The sequence below is a fragment of the Rhodococcus sp. PAMC28707 genome (assembly GCF_004795915.1).
GTDB lineage: Bacteria > Actinomycetota > Actinomycetes > Mycobacteriales > Mycobacteriaceae > Rhodococcoides.
Map to the genome: position 1 here is coordinate 1,760,174 of NZ_CP039253.1, position 16,196 is coordinate 1,776,369.

20 protein-coding genes and 1 tRNA gene are annotated in these 16,196 nt (G+C 62.1%); 11 read left to right on the forward strand and 10 right to left on the reverse strand.

Annotated elements, in window-relative coordinates:
- Positions 1-52 precede the first annotated feature (52 nt).
- From E5720_RS07980 to E5720_RS07995, 4 genes are all read left to right on the forward strand, one after another.
- Complete coding sequence (locus E5720_RS07980) at positions 53-634, forward strand: XRE family transcriptional regulator (protein WP_136170212.1); 582 nt, start codon at positions 53-55, stop codon at positions 632-634.
- 96 nt (positions 635-730) lie between these two features.
- The gene (locus E5720_RS07985) at positions 731-1,000 is read left to right on the forward strand and encodes a metal-sensitive transcriptional regulator (protein ID WP_136170213.1); all 270 of its coding nucleotides are present in this window, start codon (positions 731-733) and stop codon (positions 998-1,000) included.
- Positions 1,001-1,056: 56 nt separating this feature from the next.
- Positions 1,057-1,533, forward strand: a complete 477-nt coding sequence (locus E5720_RS07990; protein ID WP_247596222.1) for a hypothetical protein — start codon at positions 1,057-1,059, stop codon at positions 1,531-1,533.
- 225 nt (positions 1,534-1,758) lie between these two features.
- A complete protein-coding gene (locus tag E5720_RS07995; RefSeq protein WP_136170214.1) occupies positions 1,759-2,139 on the forward strand; it encodes an Lsr2 family protein in 381 nt (126 codons plus the stop codon).
- A gap of 232 nt (positions 2,140-2,371) precedes the next feature.
- Here the strand turns inward: E5720_RS07995 and E5720_RS08000 are convergent, their stop codons facing one another.
- Complete coding sequence (locus E5720_RS08000; RefSeq protein ID WP_136170215.1) at positions 2,372-3,232, reverse strand: 3-hydroxyacyl-CoA dehydrogenase; 861 nt, start codon at positions 3,230-3,232, stop codon at positions 2,372-2,374.
- Between the two features lie 636 nt (positions 3,233-3,868).
- Between E5720_RS08000 and E5720_RS21975 the strand changes: the two genes are divergently transcribed.
- Positions 3,869-4,138, forward strand: coding sequence for a hypothetical protein (locus E5720_RS21975; protein WP_247596223.1), 270 nt, complete (start codon positions 3,869-3,871; stop codon positions 4,136-4,138).
- Positions 4,139-4,149: 11 nt separating this feature from the next.
- Here E5720_RS21975 and E5720_RS21795 read toward each other — a convergent pair whose 3' ends face one another.
- Positions 4,150-4,389: a hypothetical protein gene (locus E5720_RS21795; protein ID WP_210729972.1), complete on the reverse strand. Its 240-nt coding sequence runs from the start codon at positions 4,387-4,389 to the stop codon at positions 4,150-4,152.
- Between the two features lie 57 nt (positions 4,390-4,446).
- Here E5720_RS21795 and E5720_RS08015 point away from each other — a divergent pair, with 57 nt between their 5' ends.
- Positions 4,447-5,175: a GAF and ANTAR domain-containing protein gene (locus E5720_RS08015; protein WP_136170217.1), complete on the forward strand. Its 729-nt coding sequence runs from the start codon at positions 4,447-4,449 to the stop codon at positions 5,173-5,175.
- Between the two features lie 21 nt (positions 5,176-5,196).
- Here E5720_RS08015 and E5720_RS08020 read toward each other — a convergent pair whose 3' ends face one another.
- The 6 genes from E5720_RS08020 to dcd form a co-directional block, all read right to left on the reverse strand.
- Positions 5,197-5,928, reverse strand: coding sequence for a TspO/MBR family protein (locus E5720_RS08020; RefSeq protein WP_136170218.1), 732 nt, complete (start codon positions 5,926-5,928; stop codon positions 5,197-5,199).
- 130 nt (positions 5,929-6,058) lie between these two features.
- Positions 6,059-7,108 carry a fused (3R)-hydroxyacyl-ACP dehydratase subunits HadA/HadB gene (locus E5720_RS08025; RefSeq protein ID WP_136170219.1) on the reverse strand — a complete coding sequence of 350 codons (1,050 nt, stop codon included), beginning with the start codon at positions 7,106-7,108 and terminating at the stop codon, positions 6,059-6,061.
- Between the two features lie 73 nt (positions 7,109-7,181).
- A complete protein-coding gene (locus E5720_RS08030) occupies positions 7,182-8,138 on the reverse strand; it encodes an Hsp70 family protein (RefSeq protein WP_136170220.1) in 957 nt (318 codons plus the stop codon).
- Between the two features lie 118 nt (positions 8,139-8,256).
- Positions 8,257-9,177 (reverse strand): hypothetical protein, encoded by a 921-nt coding sequence (locus E5720_RS08035; protein ID WP_136170221.1) that lies wholly within the window; start codon positions 9,175-9,177, stop codon positions 8,257-8,259.
- A 98-nt stretch (positions 9,178-9,275) separates the two neighbouring features.
- Positions 9,276-10,712, reverse strand: coding sequence for a CYTH and CHAD domain-containing protein (locus E5720_RS08040; protein ID WP_136170222.1), 1,437 nt, complete (start codon positions 10,710-10,712; stop codon positions 9,276-9,278).
- Positions 10,713-10,739: 27 nt separating this feature from the next.
- On the reverse strand, positions 10,740-11,318 hold the full coding sequence (gene dcd / locus E5720_RS08045) for a dCTP deaminase (protein ID WP_136170223.1): 579 nt from the start codon (positions 11,316-11,318) through the stop codon (positions 10,740-10,742).
- A 160-nt stretch (positions 11,319-11,478) separates the two neighbouring features.
- Here dcd and E5720_RS21630 point away from each other — a divergent pair, with 160 nt between their 5' ends.
- Together E5720_RS21630 and E5720_RS21635 are read left to right on the forward strand one after the other, a co-directional pair.
- A complete protein-coding gene (locus tag E5720_RS21630) occupies positions 11,479-11,673 on the forward strand; it encodes a hypothetical protein (protein WP_168708309.1) in 195 nt (64 codons plus the stop codon).
- A complete protein-coding gene (locus tag E5720_RS21635; protein ID WP_168708310.1) occupies positions 11,664-11,936 on the forward strand; it encodes a GGDEF domain-containing protein in 273 nt (90 codons plus the stop codon). Before E5720_RS21630 ends, E5720_RS21635 begins: the two co-directional genes overlap by 10 nt.
- A 287-nt stretch (positions 11,937-12,223) precedes the next feature.
- Here E5720_RS21635 and E5720_RS08060 read toward each other — a convergent pair whose 3' ends face one another.
- Positions 12,224-12,448, reverse strand: a complete 225-nt coding sequence (locus tag E5720_RS08060) for a hypothetical protein (protein WP_136170225.1) — start codon at positions 12,446-12,448, stop codon at positions 12,224-12,226.
- 163 nt (positions 12,449-12,611) lie between these two features.
- Here E5720_RS08060 and E5720_RS08065 point away from each other — a divergent pair.
- From E5720_RS08065 to E5720_RS08075, 3 genes are all read left to right on the forward strand, one after another.
- A tRNA-Gly gene (locus tag E5720_RS08065) sits at positions 12,612-12,682 on the forward strand.
- Positions 12,683-12,886: 204 nt separating this feature from the next.
- Entirely contained in the window at positions 12,887-13,765 is an 879-nt protein-coding gene (locus E5720_RS08070) for a glycoside hydrolase family 16 protein (RefSeq protein ID WP_247596224.1), read from the forward strand.
- A gap of 108 nt (positions 13,766-13,873) precedes the next feature.
- A complete protein-coding gene (locus E5720_RS08075) occupies positions 13,874-14,857 on the forward strand; it encodes a lipase (protein WP_247596225.1) in 984 nt (327 codons plus the stop codon).
- Here the strand turns inward: E5720_RS08075 and E5720_RS08080 are convergent.
- A complete protein-coding gene (locus E5720_RS08080) occupies positions 14,841-16,019 on the reverse strand; it encodes a PucR family transcriptional regulator (protein WP_136170227.1) in 1,179 nt (392 codons plus the stop codon). The two genes, E5720_RS08075 and E5720_RS08080, sit on opposite strands and share 17 nt — an antisense overlap.
- Positions 16,020-16,196: the final 177 nt, after the last annotated feature.

Here is a 16,196-nt window from a genome sequence, read left to right on the forward strand (position 1 = left end):
TCGGGAACAAGTTGTCTTGCTGATCTGTCAAGATGGCGGCATGAACTCCGACATGAGCACCTACCTGGAGCAGACCATCAGCGCAGTCGGGCCCCGGCTACGGGTCCTGCGCAAACAACGCGAGACCACACTGGCCGATCTCTCCGCCGCCACCGGCATCTCCGAGAGCACACTGTCTCGACTGGAGTCGGGGCAGCGTCAACCGACCCTCGAACAATTACTCGCCCTGGCGAGGACGTACCGGATGCAGGTAGACGAACTGATCGGCGGCCCGTTGACAGGCGACCCGCGGGTTCATCTACAGCCGGTGACCCGGTACGGGATGACATGGCTACCGCTCACCCGCCGCGCCGGAGGAGTGCAGGCACACAAACTCATCATCCCGGCGGCACGGTTCGGTGATACGCCGATACCTTCCTCACACGAAGGGTACGAATGGCTCTACGTACTCAACGGACGAGTCCGACTCGTACTCGGAGACCAAGACCTGGCCCTCGTCCCCGGCGAAGCAGCCGAGTTCGATACCCATGTCCCACACTGGTTTTCTACCGCAGACGACGCATCTGCCGAACTGATCATCCTCTTCGGCCAGCAAGGTGAGCGCGCACACCTTCGCGCCCGGCCGGAGCAATGACGCCTGATCGCTGCTGCTCAGAGGAAGTCAGCGCCGTCTTCTATGCCCCCAGGGGTACCATGGGGGAACACCCAGCACAATCCGAAGGAGTCCGACATGAACGGCGACCAAGACAGCATCGCATTGGTACTCAACCGACTGCGACGCGCACATGGCCAACTCGCCGGCGTGATCGGCATGATCGAAAACGGACGCGACTGCAAAGACGTTGTCACCCAACTCGCCGCCGTCTCCCGCGCACTCGACAAAGCCGGCTTCAAAATCGTCGCCACCGGTCTGCGCGAATGCATCACCGGCGAGACCGCCGGCAATACCGAACCGATGACCGAGGCCGAACTCGAGAAGCTATTCCTCGCGCTGGCTTGACCGTCTGGAAGTGGCTGACGGGAGCCCTCACAATACTGGTAACAGTGGTGTGCGCAGTGATCATCTCCACCTTCACGCCGCCAGTCGTCCTCTTCCCCGTCTACGCACTGGCCTCTGCCGTCTTACTGTTCCTGGGCGCACTATGGCTCGTACTCGCACTGATCGGGTGGTTCAAATACCATTCGCTGCGATGGACCGCAGTTGCACCTGCCATCGTCATCGTCACAGCCGCACTCGTCTTGTTATCCGTACCGTCGAAAGGCGCATTCGCGCTATCGAAGGGCGCACTGGAAACCGTCGCCCAGGACTGCACAAAATCCACGGATAGCCGCCGAATCGGGGCATACGCGGTCCGTTCGGTCCGCCCCACCGACAGCGGATGCCTGTTCTTCATCGTGGGCGGCCTCATCGACTCGATCGGCTTGGCCTACCTACCCGACGGCGCGCCCTACCTCGGTGAACCGCGTCGCGACGGAGACATCGGATACGAAAAATACGATGGCGATTGGTACCGGTTCGTGCAGCAATTCTGAGCCCGCGTCTGCGTATTTCTGTGGGCGACAACAACAACTAATCAGCAACTCTGGTAATTCTAACTAGTGAATGCTCTGGGGAATAGCTCGATACTCAGCGATTGAACATCATGCACTCTTTTACGCCCGCAGAAACGGGCATATCGGTCCATTCTCAGTTTTCGCACCAAGCGCATTTATTCGCTACTCTCGGGAGGAATACACACCTCGAAGGGATCTCGCACCGTGGCGAAGCAAGTAATCTATGAATTGGTCGACGACATCGACGGCACAGCAATCGACGAAGGCGAAGGCGAATCGATCGAATTCTCCCTCGACGGCGTCGACTACGTCATCGACCTGAAAACCAAGAACGCCAACGAATTCCGCAAGCGTCTCGAACTGTACGTCGGACACGCAACCCGCGTCGGCGGCCGCAAGCGCAAAGTAGCGTCGGCCGGCGTCGCCCCTAAGGCCGCATCTTCATCGGCGCCTACGACCAAACGTGACCCCGCTCAAACCCGCGCTATTCGCCAGTGGGCATCGGACAGCGGCTACGAGATCAACGACCGCGGACGCATTCCCGCCGACATCGTCGAAGCATACGAAACAGCAAACGCCAGCTAGATTCCGACGCGCCTGGCCTGCCCACTTGGTAGGCCGGGCGCCTCGAATCGGCATAGAACGCCGAAAATTATCGATTCCGGCTGTCACTGTTCGCGGGGATTGTTCGGTATTGTTGTGCTGATCCCGCCCCCACCGCTTCAATGGTCCACTCATACGATCAGACAGCTTCAGAGCGCGATTCAAGCGATCACGGGGCGACCACAACTGCCCCCAGCCGGCCGCGCGAAGCAGGTCAGCTCTTCGGGTACTTGTACAGGCCTTCCCCGGTGGAGATGCCCAGCTTTCCCTTGTCGATGTAATTCTCCTTCAGGAAAGCAGCCAACCGTCGCTGGTCTTCGTTGCCCTGAGAGGCGATGTTGTACGGCGTAGTGAGTCCGATGATGTCGTAGATCTGGCATGGGCCGAGCGGCGCGCCGGTGGCGATGCGCCAGGTCTTGTCGATCATTGCCGGATCGGCGACTCCGTCGACGAGGAGGAGTCCGGCTGCGTCGAGAAACGGTACGAGTAGGGAATTGAGCACGTAGCCGGGCTGTTCCTTCTTCAGCTCGATCGGGACCATGCCGATTGCGGATGCGAAGTCGACGACTGTCCGGTAGACAGCGGGGTCGGTCTTCGACGTGCCCATCACCTCGGCGGTGTTGCGGACCCAGATCTGGTTGGCGAAGTGCAGCGCGAGGAACTTCTCCGGACGACCGGTGGAGTCCATGAAGTCGCTGGGAAGCAGTGTCGAAGAGTTCGTCGCGAAGATCGTGTGCTCGGGGGCGAAACCGCCGATCTTGGTGTAGGTATCGCGCTTGATGTCGAGATTCTCGGGAACGGCCTCGATGACCAGGTCTGCGGCCTGTACAGCTTCCTCGAGGTTCGACGACAGAGTGATCCGCTCCAGCGCGGCCGCTGCCTTGCCGTCGGCCGCGCCTTCGACTTGCTGCGTGTACACCTTGACCAGCTTGTCGAACTGCACCTTCGCCTTGCCCAGCGCCGCATCGTCGATGTCATATGCGACTACCGAAAATCCATGGTACGCAGTCTGATACGCAATCTGCGAACCTAGAACGCCTGTCCCCAATACCGTCACGTTGGTGATGTCGGTCATCTGATGGTCTCCTCTGCAGTTCATTCGTCATCGTTCACCGAAGCAAGGTCACAGATTCACCGCTGGAGAGGGTGTGGCACACGCGCTAGCTCCCCTGCGGAGTTCGGCCACCTCTCAACATACGCCAGATTCTCGATTCGAGGCCGAGCATCGAAAGTTCGACAGATCCGACACGGATGCAATCTTCCGGCGAAACTCTTTGTCCATCAACGTACTACCAACACCGGCGAGATTCGGTTCATTCCGATACGAGTGTATGACCGCTGGCACACACCGACCGGATTATCCGGTCCGAGGATTGCGCTACCCGTGTGCATCATTCCGGTTCCCTGCAGGTGAAGCAAGGGGTCGACTGGAGTCGTTCGAAACGTCGATCGCCCGCCTCGTGAATGAAGCCCATGAGCAAGTACACATTTCGATCTGCCCAAAGTGACATAGGTACCCTATTGCTGCACAGCGCAATTCGATGATCAAGCGTGAACCACCCTCCTTCACTGCTCGCCCGAGCGAGCATCAGGTGTCGCGAGGCAATGCCTCGCGCGTTCTCGGCTGCAGCGTTGGAAAGAGATTGCGTGAACACTGTTTTGGCGCCCGCAGCGATCGACATGCGCTTGCCGAGACTGGGCTGAACAATGGGTGACACCTCGTCCACGTCGAGCCCGACGCGGCGGCGCGGTCCAGTCGGTCGGCGGCCGCACGAGCGGTTTCGTTGTCCACGCCGACGACCCGACTCAACGACTCGTCCTGCCGGAGTGCGAGCAACAGGTGATCGGTGCCGATCCGCCGGTCCCCGCGGCGCACCGCCTCGTACCGTACGTTTTCGACTGCACCCCTGAAGGATTGGGTGAACCGTTCGAACATGGTCCCCTCACCTTCCGTGTTGTGCGAGCACCGATCGGCGGGTGACGCCGAGGGCGTCACCTATCTGTTCCCACCGGCCATCCCACACGTCGTACCTCGTCGACGTGCAAGGTCTCGACGCGCTCCGCGAGGCGGTGCAGCGCGCCGACGCCACGCAGGACGGCCTCGGGATCCGCAGTGTGCAGCTGGTTGGATTCCGACGATTCGATGTCTGTCAGTTCGATGTGACAGGCAAGAGTCCTGTTCGTGTCGTCCTCCGGTCGACTCGGTGGCAGAATGTGTTGCGCGAAGTTCACGAGGGGTATCACTCGCAGAGCGAGGGACGTTCTGATGTATCAGGGAGGCGGCTGGACATGAACACCATCGATTCGGAGCACGCCGGATACCGATTTGCGTCGCTGTCCTGGGACCTGGCGCAACACCCCGGAACAGGCCCGACGGCACAGCGCGTCGTCGACCTCGCGGTCACGACCTTGGGTTGCAGCGGCGCCGCGGTGACCACCCTTCGCGACAACGGTCGGCTGCGGATCATTGCGGCCAGCGATCAAGCAACGATCGCCGCAGCCGCCAAGATCGCCGATCGCACTGGCCAGTCCGCCACCAAAGCCGTCATCGCCACCAAAGGCACCATCGTGAACAACGACGTGGAGAACGATCCGCGGTGGGTGCAGTATCGAGAGCTGATGACCGAGCAGACGTCTATCCGGTCGACCGCGAGCTTCTATCTGATCCTCGGCGGAGTCGAGTTGGGTGTCATGGGCTTCTACAGCGCCCATAAGGACTTCTTCACCGAAGAGATCCTCTACGACTGCTCCATCTACGCCGACCATGCGGCAGTGGCACTGAAGAATGCCGGCGCAGACGACCGCAACGATCAACTGTCGATGGCGGTGGACACCAACCGCGAAATCGGGATCGCCGTCGGGATAGTCATGAGCCGATACAAGCTCACCCGGGACGCCGCGTTCGACATGCTGGTCGTGGCGTCCTCACACACCAACCGCAAGCTGCGGGACGTCGCGGCCGAGATAGCCGCCACCGGGAACGTCCCGGCCTGGCGGTCGAAAGCCCACGCTTCGTAGATCCTGCTGTGCACAAAGTACCTATGACGCGCGGATGACAGCGGTGTAGATTCCCACCACCAATGCTGCGATCGCTGCAGTCCATCCGACGGTGGCGTTGATGAGGTCGCCCGCGAGCCTGCCCTGCGCAATCCACATCAATCCCCAGACGATCCCGATAGCCGGCGCGAGAGCACCCGAAGAGTACGTAGCCAACCCGACGGCCACCAACGCTGCAACGACCAGGACGGCCGCTGCCCAAAAGGTGGCACCGCCGGTCACGCCGAGATCGACGAGCCACGCCGTCACGTTCGCGATGGTCGCCACGCATACCCAGCCGAGGTAGAGGCCCATCGTTCCGTCCGTGATCACCGCGTCCAGCCAGTTCTCGGGGCGCTGCTGCTGGAGGAGGACGAACACGCGGGCGAGGACCGCGAGCAGCGCTGCGATGACGAACACGCTCAGCCACAGCAATCCGAGCTGAATCGTCAGGATCCATGCGGCGTTGAGCAGCATGGACACCGCAATCGGCAGTCGGAGGGAAAGGTGGCGCTCGCTTCGCCCGGGCAGCGCCTGCCACACCGCGTACGCGAAGAATCCGAAGTAGATGACCGTCCAGATCGAGAATGCAGTCCCAGCAGGCGCGACGAGCGTCGACGTGGCGCTGAGCGCGCCGCCTGCGGCCTCCGCGATGGGAGTGCCGATCCATGCACCCGAGCCGATGAACGAGCCGATGACCGCCGCAATGGCGCTGACTATTACCCCGACCTTCATAACGGGTAGATGCCCGGATCGACCGTTCACAAACGGGCAATATGTAACAAAGCTCCTGCAGGCTCGCGTGATGATCGGCCCGCATGCTTGCGCGGCCGGGGAGGTACCGACCGGCCGCGCAAGTTTCATATCACGCCAGTTGAACGGTGGCCGTCGCCCGGTGCCCGAAGATGCGCTTGCCCTCGAAGGTCGCGCCCAGCGAGATCACTGCCGTACGACTGTCCGCGTCGAGCGATTTGATCTTGCCCGCGAACAGAATTTCTGCGGCGCGATGTGGATCGACGGGAATGGGTGCGGTGAAGCGGACCGTGTAGTCCTTGACCGCACCTGGATCGCCCAACCATGACGTGATGTAGCCGCCGCCGAGACCCATCGTCAACATTCCATGTGCCAGAACATTTTTCAGGTCGACGAGCTTGGCGAACCCATCGCTCCAGTGGATCGGGTTGGCATCCCCCGCAACACCCGCATAGTTCACCAGATCGCCACGAGTTAGGCGAAAGACCTTCTCTGGCAACATATCTCCGACCGTGACGTCTTCGAACTTCACCGAAGGCGCCGGGCGATGGTCGACCAGCACGAGCGGTGGATGCTCCACCTGCTCCTCTTCCTGGTGCGTGGTGGCGTTCTCGCGAGCAGTCGACGGCGTAGCGCCGTGCATCACCAGATTCTCCGCTGCCTCGACGATGCCGGAGTCGACATCTCCATCGCGGCCGATCAGTAGCGTCGTGTACGTGGTCTGCACGAGCTCGTTGCGCTGATTGGACACGATGTTTTTGGTGACCATCATGTCCTTGCCCATGACCTCCTTGTAGGAGTCGAGGGAGACGTCGCAGTACAGCTGATCGCCAGCGACGATCGGCTGGTGGAATTCGAGGACCTGATCGGTTTGCAGCATCTGCCCCAGGTCGAATCCGACCGCGATCTTCTCGAGCAACCGACGCTGTGCAAGGGTGCCGACCAGGGAGATGAAGGTCAGCGGCGCTGCCAACCCGCTGTAGCCGAGCGCTTTGGCTGCGTCGGAGTCCCAGTGCACCGGGTTGAAATCCTGAACTGCGCGAGCGTACTCACGGACCTTCTCGCGTCCCACCTCGTAGAAGTCGCTCGCCCGGTAGTGCAGGCCCACCATTGCACGGACATGCTCCGCTGGATCGAAATTCTCAGAAGTTTTTCCAGTCATTTCTCGCAACATACCGGGCCGAGCGCCGCTAGTACATGCAGGACCGCGACCTTGTGGCAGTTCACAGCCGGCGTCAGGCAGTGCGATGCCGGGGAACGACGTCGTAACTGTCCGGTTCGAACGGCGTCGCCGGGGGAATGCGCGTCACTGCTGTCAGTGGGCGACGAGAGCGTGCCCGCGAGGCATCGGCGGCCAGCAACGCCGCCCCGTGCGCGGTCAGTGATTCCGGCATATCGGGCACGAGTACCGGCAGCCGCAGATCGCGGCGAAAGACGCGGCGAAGCGAAGGGATATGTGCACAACCACCGACCATGACCAGTGCGTTGACCGATTTCGGTGCGTCGACGATGGCACTGGCAGTCCAGTCCTCGATCGATCGAACCGAGCGGTCGACGATGTCGTCGAAAGAGCTGCGCCACAGCCGAACCGGACCGCCGACGAATGGTCCGGTCACCTCCGCCACGCGCAGGCTCGACAGCTGCTCACGCGCGAATCGAATGGCGACACCGAGACTGTCGAGCGCCGAGGCGGATACCAGTTCGTCGGCGCCGTAGGTGGCGAGTAGATAGTTGCGCACTGCCTCGTCGCACACGGATCCACCGAATCGAGTTGTTCGCTCCGAACTGAAAACCTGACCGGTGACGGGATCAGCGATCGATACCGTGGTCCCCGAAGCACCGACGTCGCAGAGTGCGACCGTCCGCAGGCCCTCGAGCTGTCCGCTGCCGCGGAGGAACCTCAGCTGAGCGCCGAGTTCGGAGACGACCGTGAACCGATCGGCCTTGTGCATCGAATACGCCGAGGTCAGGGACCTGCTCGCTGGATCGTCCGGGACAGCGAGAACGGTATCCGCGGCATCCACATCCTGCACCTTCGCCATGGAATCCAGCAGGCCGAGAGCGGCGGCTACGTGCTCGGATGGCTCGAACAACCGCGCAACGTTGACCGAGCGCACCGAATCGTCCGCTGTATCGAGAGCTGTAGCCCGGGCGGCCGAAGAGCCCACTGACACCCCAAGCACCGTTTTCATGGCTTCCTCGACTCCACTATGACCGACCAGATGTAGAGACCATAGCCGTGAAATCAGTCCGTGGGTAGGCTTCGATACCTTCGAAGATTCTTGGAGTATGTTTCGGGCGCCTGCGCTGTTACTCCGGAGGCGTTTCGGGCTCCTCCAGCGTCGTCGATGGGGGCGCGATCGTGGTGGTCGTGGGCTCCGGGGTGGGCTCGACCGACGTCTCCACCGGCGGCTGTTCCACGTCGGTCGGTTCGACGCCGCCCCCGGGCGATGTCGGCGTGACCACCGGTGTGGTGATAGGTGCGGGGGTAGGCGCGATGGTCGCAGCCGGCGGAAGATTCGGCCGCGGGCGTTCGGCGCCTGCGGCCGAGGGTTGCGAAACACCAACGGGCGGCACGAATTCGGGCTTGACAGCAGGGTTCATCACAGGATTCTGGGCTGCCTGCGGCACCTCTGCCGGAGGGGCCGAATCGTCTCTCGTCGGAGTTGACGTCGAGTACGGAGTGTCCGCCGTATCGATCGAGTCTGCGGGGATGACCGTTCTGCTGTCCACCGCAGGGTCCACCGCCATCGCCAGCGCGCTGACACCCCCGAGCGCCGCCAACATCAACGCTCCGACCGCAGCGACCTGCCAGATCCCGCGACGAGGACCGGACGACGCCACGGTGCGTCGGGCCGGACTCACCGGATCCAATACTCCGACCAGCAGGGCTGCAGCGACTTCGGGTGGTAGTCCGTCGACGAGGTGGGAATCGAAGATGTCGACGACGATCAGCGGTTGCGCCTCGGACGCAGCGACCGCGTCGATGACCATCTGGCACTGCATCGCGTTCTCGCAGACGACGGCAGCACCGGTGACCGTGAGACCGCTCTGCAGGGCTTGAATCCTGGTCGATCCCAGTGCTGTGGCAACAGCCTGGCCGATACCGTCGGGCACCGCTTCAACGGACACGACGCGGGTAGCTACCGGCCCGAGCTCGGGCAGATCTGCGTCGACCAGGGAAGCCGTCACCTCGAAGGTACTGACATGCACCCCGAGAGCTATACGCACGACAGACTTCCCCCCTTCCCGTTTACCCCGAACATTTCTATTACTCGAAAGGTTTTGTGGCTAAGAATACAGTCGCCTTCCGGTTTTTCGTTAGCTGTTCACACATCAATTTTCGACACTTCGGCCCGAGCAGCCTCGGCCGCCGCGACCTCCTGGGCATAGAGCACACCGAAGGTGAAGCCGTTCTCCCCCGGAGTCACCCCCGCCTTCCGTCCGAGTTCGAGCAGCTTCTGCGAAGCGACGACCGCGTCCTGATGCTCACCGAGCACTTCCTGGACCGCCTTGTATCGCTCGATCCGAGCCGTCGCGTCCTTCTTCCCGACGATCGGGAAGATCAACTCGGCGGCATACCTGGCGCGTTTTCCTGCCTTGCGGGCCCCGTGCAGTGCTACGTCGTCGCCCCCGGCTACTGCTGCGGCGACGCGCCTGCGCACCTTACGTCCGGCCTTGCGTGCAAGTCGATCGAGTTCATCGGCGTCGACGTCCTCTGCCCCGACCGCTGCCGGGAATGCTCGCGAGAGGTTACCGAGACTCGTCAGCAGGGCCCGGTAACGATCCCCGTCCAGCTCCGTCGCGATGATGCCTCGGTGGCGAACCTGTTCGGCCAACAGATCATTCTCGATGCGCGCGGCAACCGGGCCCAGAACCAGCTCCGGCGGCAGCTTGTGCACCGCGTCGGACAAGCGGGCACGCAGCACTTGCCTGTCCCTGACCTCACCGAGAAGTCCTGCATACCAAGCTAACTCGGAATCCAGAATCGACGCTGCGCCCTCGTCGAACAAGGCACCGAATACACGCAGCGTGCTCCGGTAGCGTCGGATCGCGACGCGCGTGGAATGGATCGGGTCGAGTCCCCGACGCAGGTAGACATCGCCGGCGAAGATGGCCTGCGCCTGCTCGTCGAGGTATGTCGCCAGGACCCCGAGCTTCTTCTCCAAGTTCACAGCCAACGCGCGATGCAGCTTCGACGGGTGCGCGCCGCACTGAGCCCCAGCGGTGAGCAGCGCCTTACCGAAACGCTTCAACGTCGCTTCCGACCCCGCCGCACCCAATTCCACTTCCAGCTCGCGCCATCGGTGGTCGGGGATGCCTTCTGCTTGGACGTCGACCGAATCGTCGGCGAGTTCGGCGAGCACGGATCCGTCCGAGGCAGTAAATACATGCCGTCGACGCTTCGAGGTCAGGGTGGCAACGGGGACCAACGGTTTCCCCAGGGCGACGCCTGCGAGCACGCTCGCGAGCTCTTCGGGGACCTGCGCGTCTTCACCGCTACCGAGTGGCAGCCGGATTTCGGTGCGTGCCTTGTCGGCGGGGACTTTCACGTGCCAGCCCGTGTCGGTGTCTCCGCGCCGACGCCGCAACGTGATGCCGCGTCGGAGTAGATCGAGATCGGGTGTGTCGAAGTAGCTACTGATCAGCTCCACCTCCGATATCTCGATCGCTCCGCCCTTCGGGATCAGGTCGGTCAACGAGGGAAGTACGAAGTCCGAGGGGACATCGTATTTGTCCTCGCGCTCGGTCTGTATCGAAGCCATGTCCGTCAGTGTGCCGGACACACCGAATCAGTCGACAGGTGACTGGACGAAGTTCAGGTACGCCTTCGACGGCGTCGGGCCTCGTTGTCCCTGGTACTTCGAACCGGTCGTCGCACTGCCGTACGGGTGCTCGGCCGGGCTGGACAACCGGAACAAGCACAACTGGCCGATTTTCATGCCGGGCCAGAGCGTGATCGGGAGGTTCGCCACGTTGGACAGCTCCAGAGTGATGTGGCCGCTGAAACCCGGGTCGATGAATCCGGCCGTCGAGTGCGTCAGCAACCCGAGGCGACCGAGCGAGCTCTTGCCTTCGAGCCGTCCCGCCAGATAGTCGGGAAAGGTCGTCAGCTCGAGGGTCGAGCCGAGCACGAATTCTCCGGGATGCAACACGAACGGCTCACCCTCGGCGGGTTCTACCAACGTGGTCAGCTCGTCCTGCTGCTTCGACGGATCGATATGGGTGTATCGAGTGTTGTTGAACACGCGGAAGAGCTTGTCGAGGCGTACATCGACGCTCGACGGTTGAACCATCGAGTCGTCGAACGGCTCGATCGCAAAGTTGCCGGTGGACACTTCGGTACGGATATCGCGGTCGGAGAGCAGCACACCCCGCAGGCTATCGCGCCCACCGCTGCGGTTCGGCGGTGGCCGTGTGTCGCACCCGCCGCTTTCGTCACTTCATCTTGTCGAACGACGGTACTTACCCGCAACAATTTTCAAGATCAACTTCGGATGGGGCGGAAGTTCGAGGTCAGTGGGAATGGGAATGCGCGACATACGAAGTCTCGATGCGCCCGAGCCCGATCCACTCGGTATCGTCTATTTTGCCGACTCCGACGCGATCTACGCCGCGTGCGAGCATCTGGTGCACCCCGGGTGTTCCACCGACCAGTCGACGATGGGGACTATCGCCGGCGGATCGAGGCGGCCTTCGGATACACCGTCATGTCCATGGCGGTAGTTCCTCTCGTCCAAGAGAAGTCGATCGGATGGGTCGGCCTCATCGAAAGCTACGACCGCACGTGGTCGGAGGAGTCGCTGCACCTCGCCGCCGAAAGCGACGCCCTGACCGGGCTGGCGAATCGGAGACGGTTCACCGATGACCTTCTCCGTCGCCTTTCCTCCGGCGCCGGACCTGTCGTTCTGCTGTTTCTCGATCTGGATCGACTCAAAGCACGCAACGATTTCTACGGACACTCGGCGGGCGACGAATCGACCAGCTGAGGTCGTTGAACGACTTCCTCGGCCATCTGACCGGCGACGAATACATCCGCGACGTCGCCGACATCGTGCGCGAAGAACTAGGATCCGAGGATGTGATCGCCCGGTTGGGGGGCGACGAATTCGTCGCCGTACTCGCAGGCCCGACAGATGAATTCATCGCCAACTCGGCAGCCGAAGCGATACTGAAGGCAATCGACGGGATGGACATGTCCCTCGCAGATCTGCGCCGCCGCGTCCGGATCGGCATCATGATGGCCCAACCCGGTCGCATCACGGCCGAACGTGCCTTACGGTGCGCAGACCAGGCTGCGCTCATCGCGAAGATCGGCAGTACCGACAACATCGGACACTTCACCGAATCGGTGCGAACACAGAGCGAACTGCGAAGCGACGTGGAAGTGCACCTGCGTGACGCGATCGAAGGAGACGCCCTCGTTCTGTACTACCAACCCGAAGTCGACCTCGGCAGCGGAAAGATCACCGCGGTGGAAGCTCTCGTCCGATGGCAACACCCGGTGCGCGGGCTCCTACCGCCGAGCGCTTTCATCCCCTTCGCCGAAGCGACCAACCTCGCACCGGAATTGGGGAGGTGGGTACTGGACACAGCGGGCCCATCCAGTTCTGACTGCCGACGGCGGCTGATACAGTGTCCTCGCGTGGTCTCAGGGCCGCCAAGCCGGTGTAGTTCATTGGTAGAATGCGACCTTCCCAAGGTTGAGAGGCGGGTTCGATTCCCGTCACCGGCTCATTTGCGACAACAACCCAAACAGGATAAAACCTGATTTCGGTTCGATAAACAAAATTTTCGTCCGGAAGATCTACGGACAATATCCCATGAATCACGTATTTCTTCTGTTTTCCCATTCACCACGTTGATATCGAGTCCTTCGTGCTAAACCTTCTGACGTGCTTGTTGTTTCCCCCGACAATTGCCATGACAGGAATAGAGCATGAACTGGATTGCATTGTTGCTGTCCGCATTGATGTGGACACCCGGGGCGCCCCCTGCCCCCACTCCCACCCCTACCCCCAGCCCGACTGCACCGGTTCCGACCACAACCACTCCTCCTCCCGCACCACCGGTACAAGGCGGAGTCCTGTGGGAAGACGCGTTCAACGGAACCGGAGCCGTCGATGCCAGCAAGTGGACATTCCAAACCGGCAGGTGGGGTGCAAGTTCCGGTGAGCAGCAGTACTACACCAACTCGACGTCCAACGCGTCGATGAGCAACGGCGCCCTGCAGATCACCGCTCGACGCGAGAATCCACCCGACGGGGTGCGCGCACCCGACAACATCACGAGCGCACGCGTCGTAAGCTTCGGGAAACAATCCGTAACCCCGCCAGTTCGAATAGAAGCATCCATAAAGATGCCAAGAGCCGCCGGTTTACTTCCGGCATTCTGGTTATTGGGATTGGAACCGGGACATGAATACGATTGGCCGCGTCAGGGTGAAATCGACGTCGTAGAAATTCCGGGAACCAATGGCCCGTCTTTCAATCTGCATGGTCCATCGCGCAGCAATTCTTCGGTGGACGTCAAGTCCGGCGGCGACACCACTCCTCTGTCCGACGCTTTTCACACCTACCGCGTCGACTGGCTGACCGACAGGATCACCTGGTTCATCGACGGGGTGGCCAAGTATTCACTGACCAAGGCCCAGTACGAAGCGAAGGGCGGCAACTGGACTCCGTTCTCGGGCGCCTTCCCGCACTACGTGCTTCTCAACGTGGCAGTCGGCAACAACTGGGTCGGCAAGGTCCCCGCCTCGACGCCGTTCCCGCAAACGATGAGTGTCGACTGGATCAAAGCGAGCCGAATCTCCTGAGGGTTGTCACGTTTGTGAATCATCACACCGCACAGCTCCACTGACTGGGACATAACACTCAATTGGGCATAGCATCCAGAAGGGACGTAACCGAGGTCGAGGTGTGGCATGAAATTCCGACTTACGCTGGGCTTCAGCGCCGTATGTGTCATGGGCGTCTGCACTGCTTTGGGAATGGGAGTCGCGTCGGGTGCGCCGGGAATCCCGACGACACCGGGACCCGCGCAATCCAACCACGCTGATGCGATCAGATACTCCAAGGCGAATCCCGACGCTGTTCCTCCGGGCGTCAACGATCCCGAATGCGTTCCGACATCCGAGCATTCGGAACCGGTGATCCTGGTCCCTGGCACCGACGCCACGGTGTACTCCGACTGGGCCGGTCTCGGGCCGGTACTGAAAGCGGCAGGCTACTGCGCCTACGCGTTGAACTACGGCGCGTCACCGGACGGAACGAGCTACGGCTTCAGCGACATCGCCGGCAGCGCAGAACAACTGAAAGAGTTCACCGACTCGGTACTGGCATCGACGGGCGCAACTTCGGTGAACCTCATCGGATACTCCCAGGGCGCTGCGGTCACCCGCTACTACACCAACCGCCTGGGCGGGGCCGAAGTGGTGGACAAATGGATCGGCATCGCCTCACCTACCTACGGCGGCACTGCATACGGCACCTCCCCTGTGCTGCAAGCAGTTCCGGGTGGAACGACACTCGTCGCCGGTAGGTTCGGTCCGGCGCTCGTCGAACTGCTGCAGGGTTCGGAGTTTCTGAACCAACTCAATGCCGGCGGCGATACCGTGCCCGGAGTCGCCTACACCAGCATCGCCACACGAGTCGACGAGACGATCCAGCCTTATACCAATGCGCTGCTTCGGGACCCTGGTGCCACCAACATCGTGATCCAGGACGTCTGCCCGCAGGACAACGTCGCGCACTTCACCTTCACCTACGATCCGACCGCCATCGGGCTCGTCCTCGCCGCCCTCGACCCGTCCGCCGGGATCGTCGCACCCTGTGGCCCCGTCCCACTCGGTGCCGGAATTCTCGACGTCGTCATCGCGAGCAACCAACAAATCACCGAACACCGCTGAGATTCGCGGCCGACAACTGATAGGCACGCAGGCCTACGTACAGTTCCGAGCACTGAATCGGGTCCAGAAAGTCGCGACCTGTCAGCTCGCCGATCCTCCGCAAGCGATACAGCACTGTGTTGCGGTGGTAATGCAACCGCGACGCGGCCTCGCTGGTCGAACCTTTGGAGTCGAACCACGCATCCAGAGTCGCCAGCAGGCTGTCTCGCTCCCCGTCGGGAAGGTCGAGCAGGCGGCCGAGGATCTGCCGGGTAGCCGCCTGCGCACTGTCCGGATGCCGAGCCAGCATCAATGCCACCGGAACCGCGTCGAAGCGGGTCAGCGCACTGCCATCCACGCGGGCACAGGTCCGCGCCAACCTGGCCTGCTCGACGGCCGTCGGCATTCCAGCCGGTGACGAGAATCCGGCACTGACCCCGATGGCCGCATCGGTGACGCCGTTGTCGATACTGCCCAGAACCTCCTCGAGGAGAGCATCGGACGTCGCGAACAGCAACCCCAGGGTGCCGTCGACTTCGGAGTCCCACACCGCACCGATGCCCCGCGTCGACAGTCCGACATCACGTGAGCCCGCGGAGACGATGACGAACGATCCACGATCGGGAATTCGGAAGGTCCGCACCGCGTCGGCCACGGCGGCCGGGTTCGAGACATGATCACCGAACAGTGCCCGCACGAGCCGCCGTCGGGATTCCGCATCCTGCTCGGACAGTGTGTCCACCGTCGAGCGATACGCCTCCGCCGCAGCGTCGGAACAGACGTCGACGAGCGCCCAGACCTGCGCTGCCATCCCGAGCAGGGCTCGCGAGGGTTCTCCGTCGGACCGATTCATCAACTCTTCCCAGATGAGTCGACCGCCCAGCCGATACGCGTGCAGCAACGCGGCGAGCGGGACACCCTGTTCGGCCTTCAATCGCCCCGTCGCGTGCGCCGAAGACAGATCCGGTGCGCCGTGACCGGCCAGGCAACCGATCATCGCGCGCAGATTCTCCCGGCAGGCGCTGCGCAACTCGTCCTCGGTCAACAGCGAGGCCTCGAGGTATCCGTGCTCGGCGTCGAGTATGCGGTGGACCAACGTTTCGGCCAGCATCTCCGTCGAGTCGAGGAGTGGCGCAGCGAGGTCGGTCGACACGAGCACAGTGGTCGGAGTACTGGTTGCCATGGTCGAAGCGTAGCGCCGCCCCCCTGCCCTTGGTTGTGCCATCGCACAACCATGTGACCGACTTGGAGAGCGCGGGCCTATAGCGCTCACGGTCGAATGAGACGACAATCACATCAGAAGTGGACGTACGCGCACCCCGAACAAAGAGAAGAGCCAACCCCTTGACCGATCGAATCG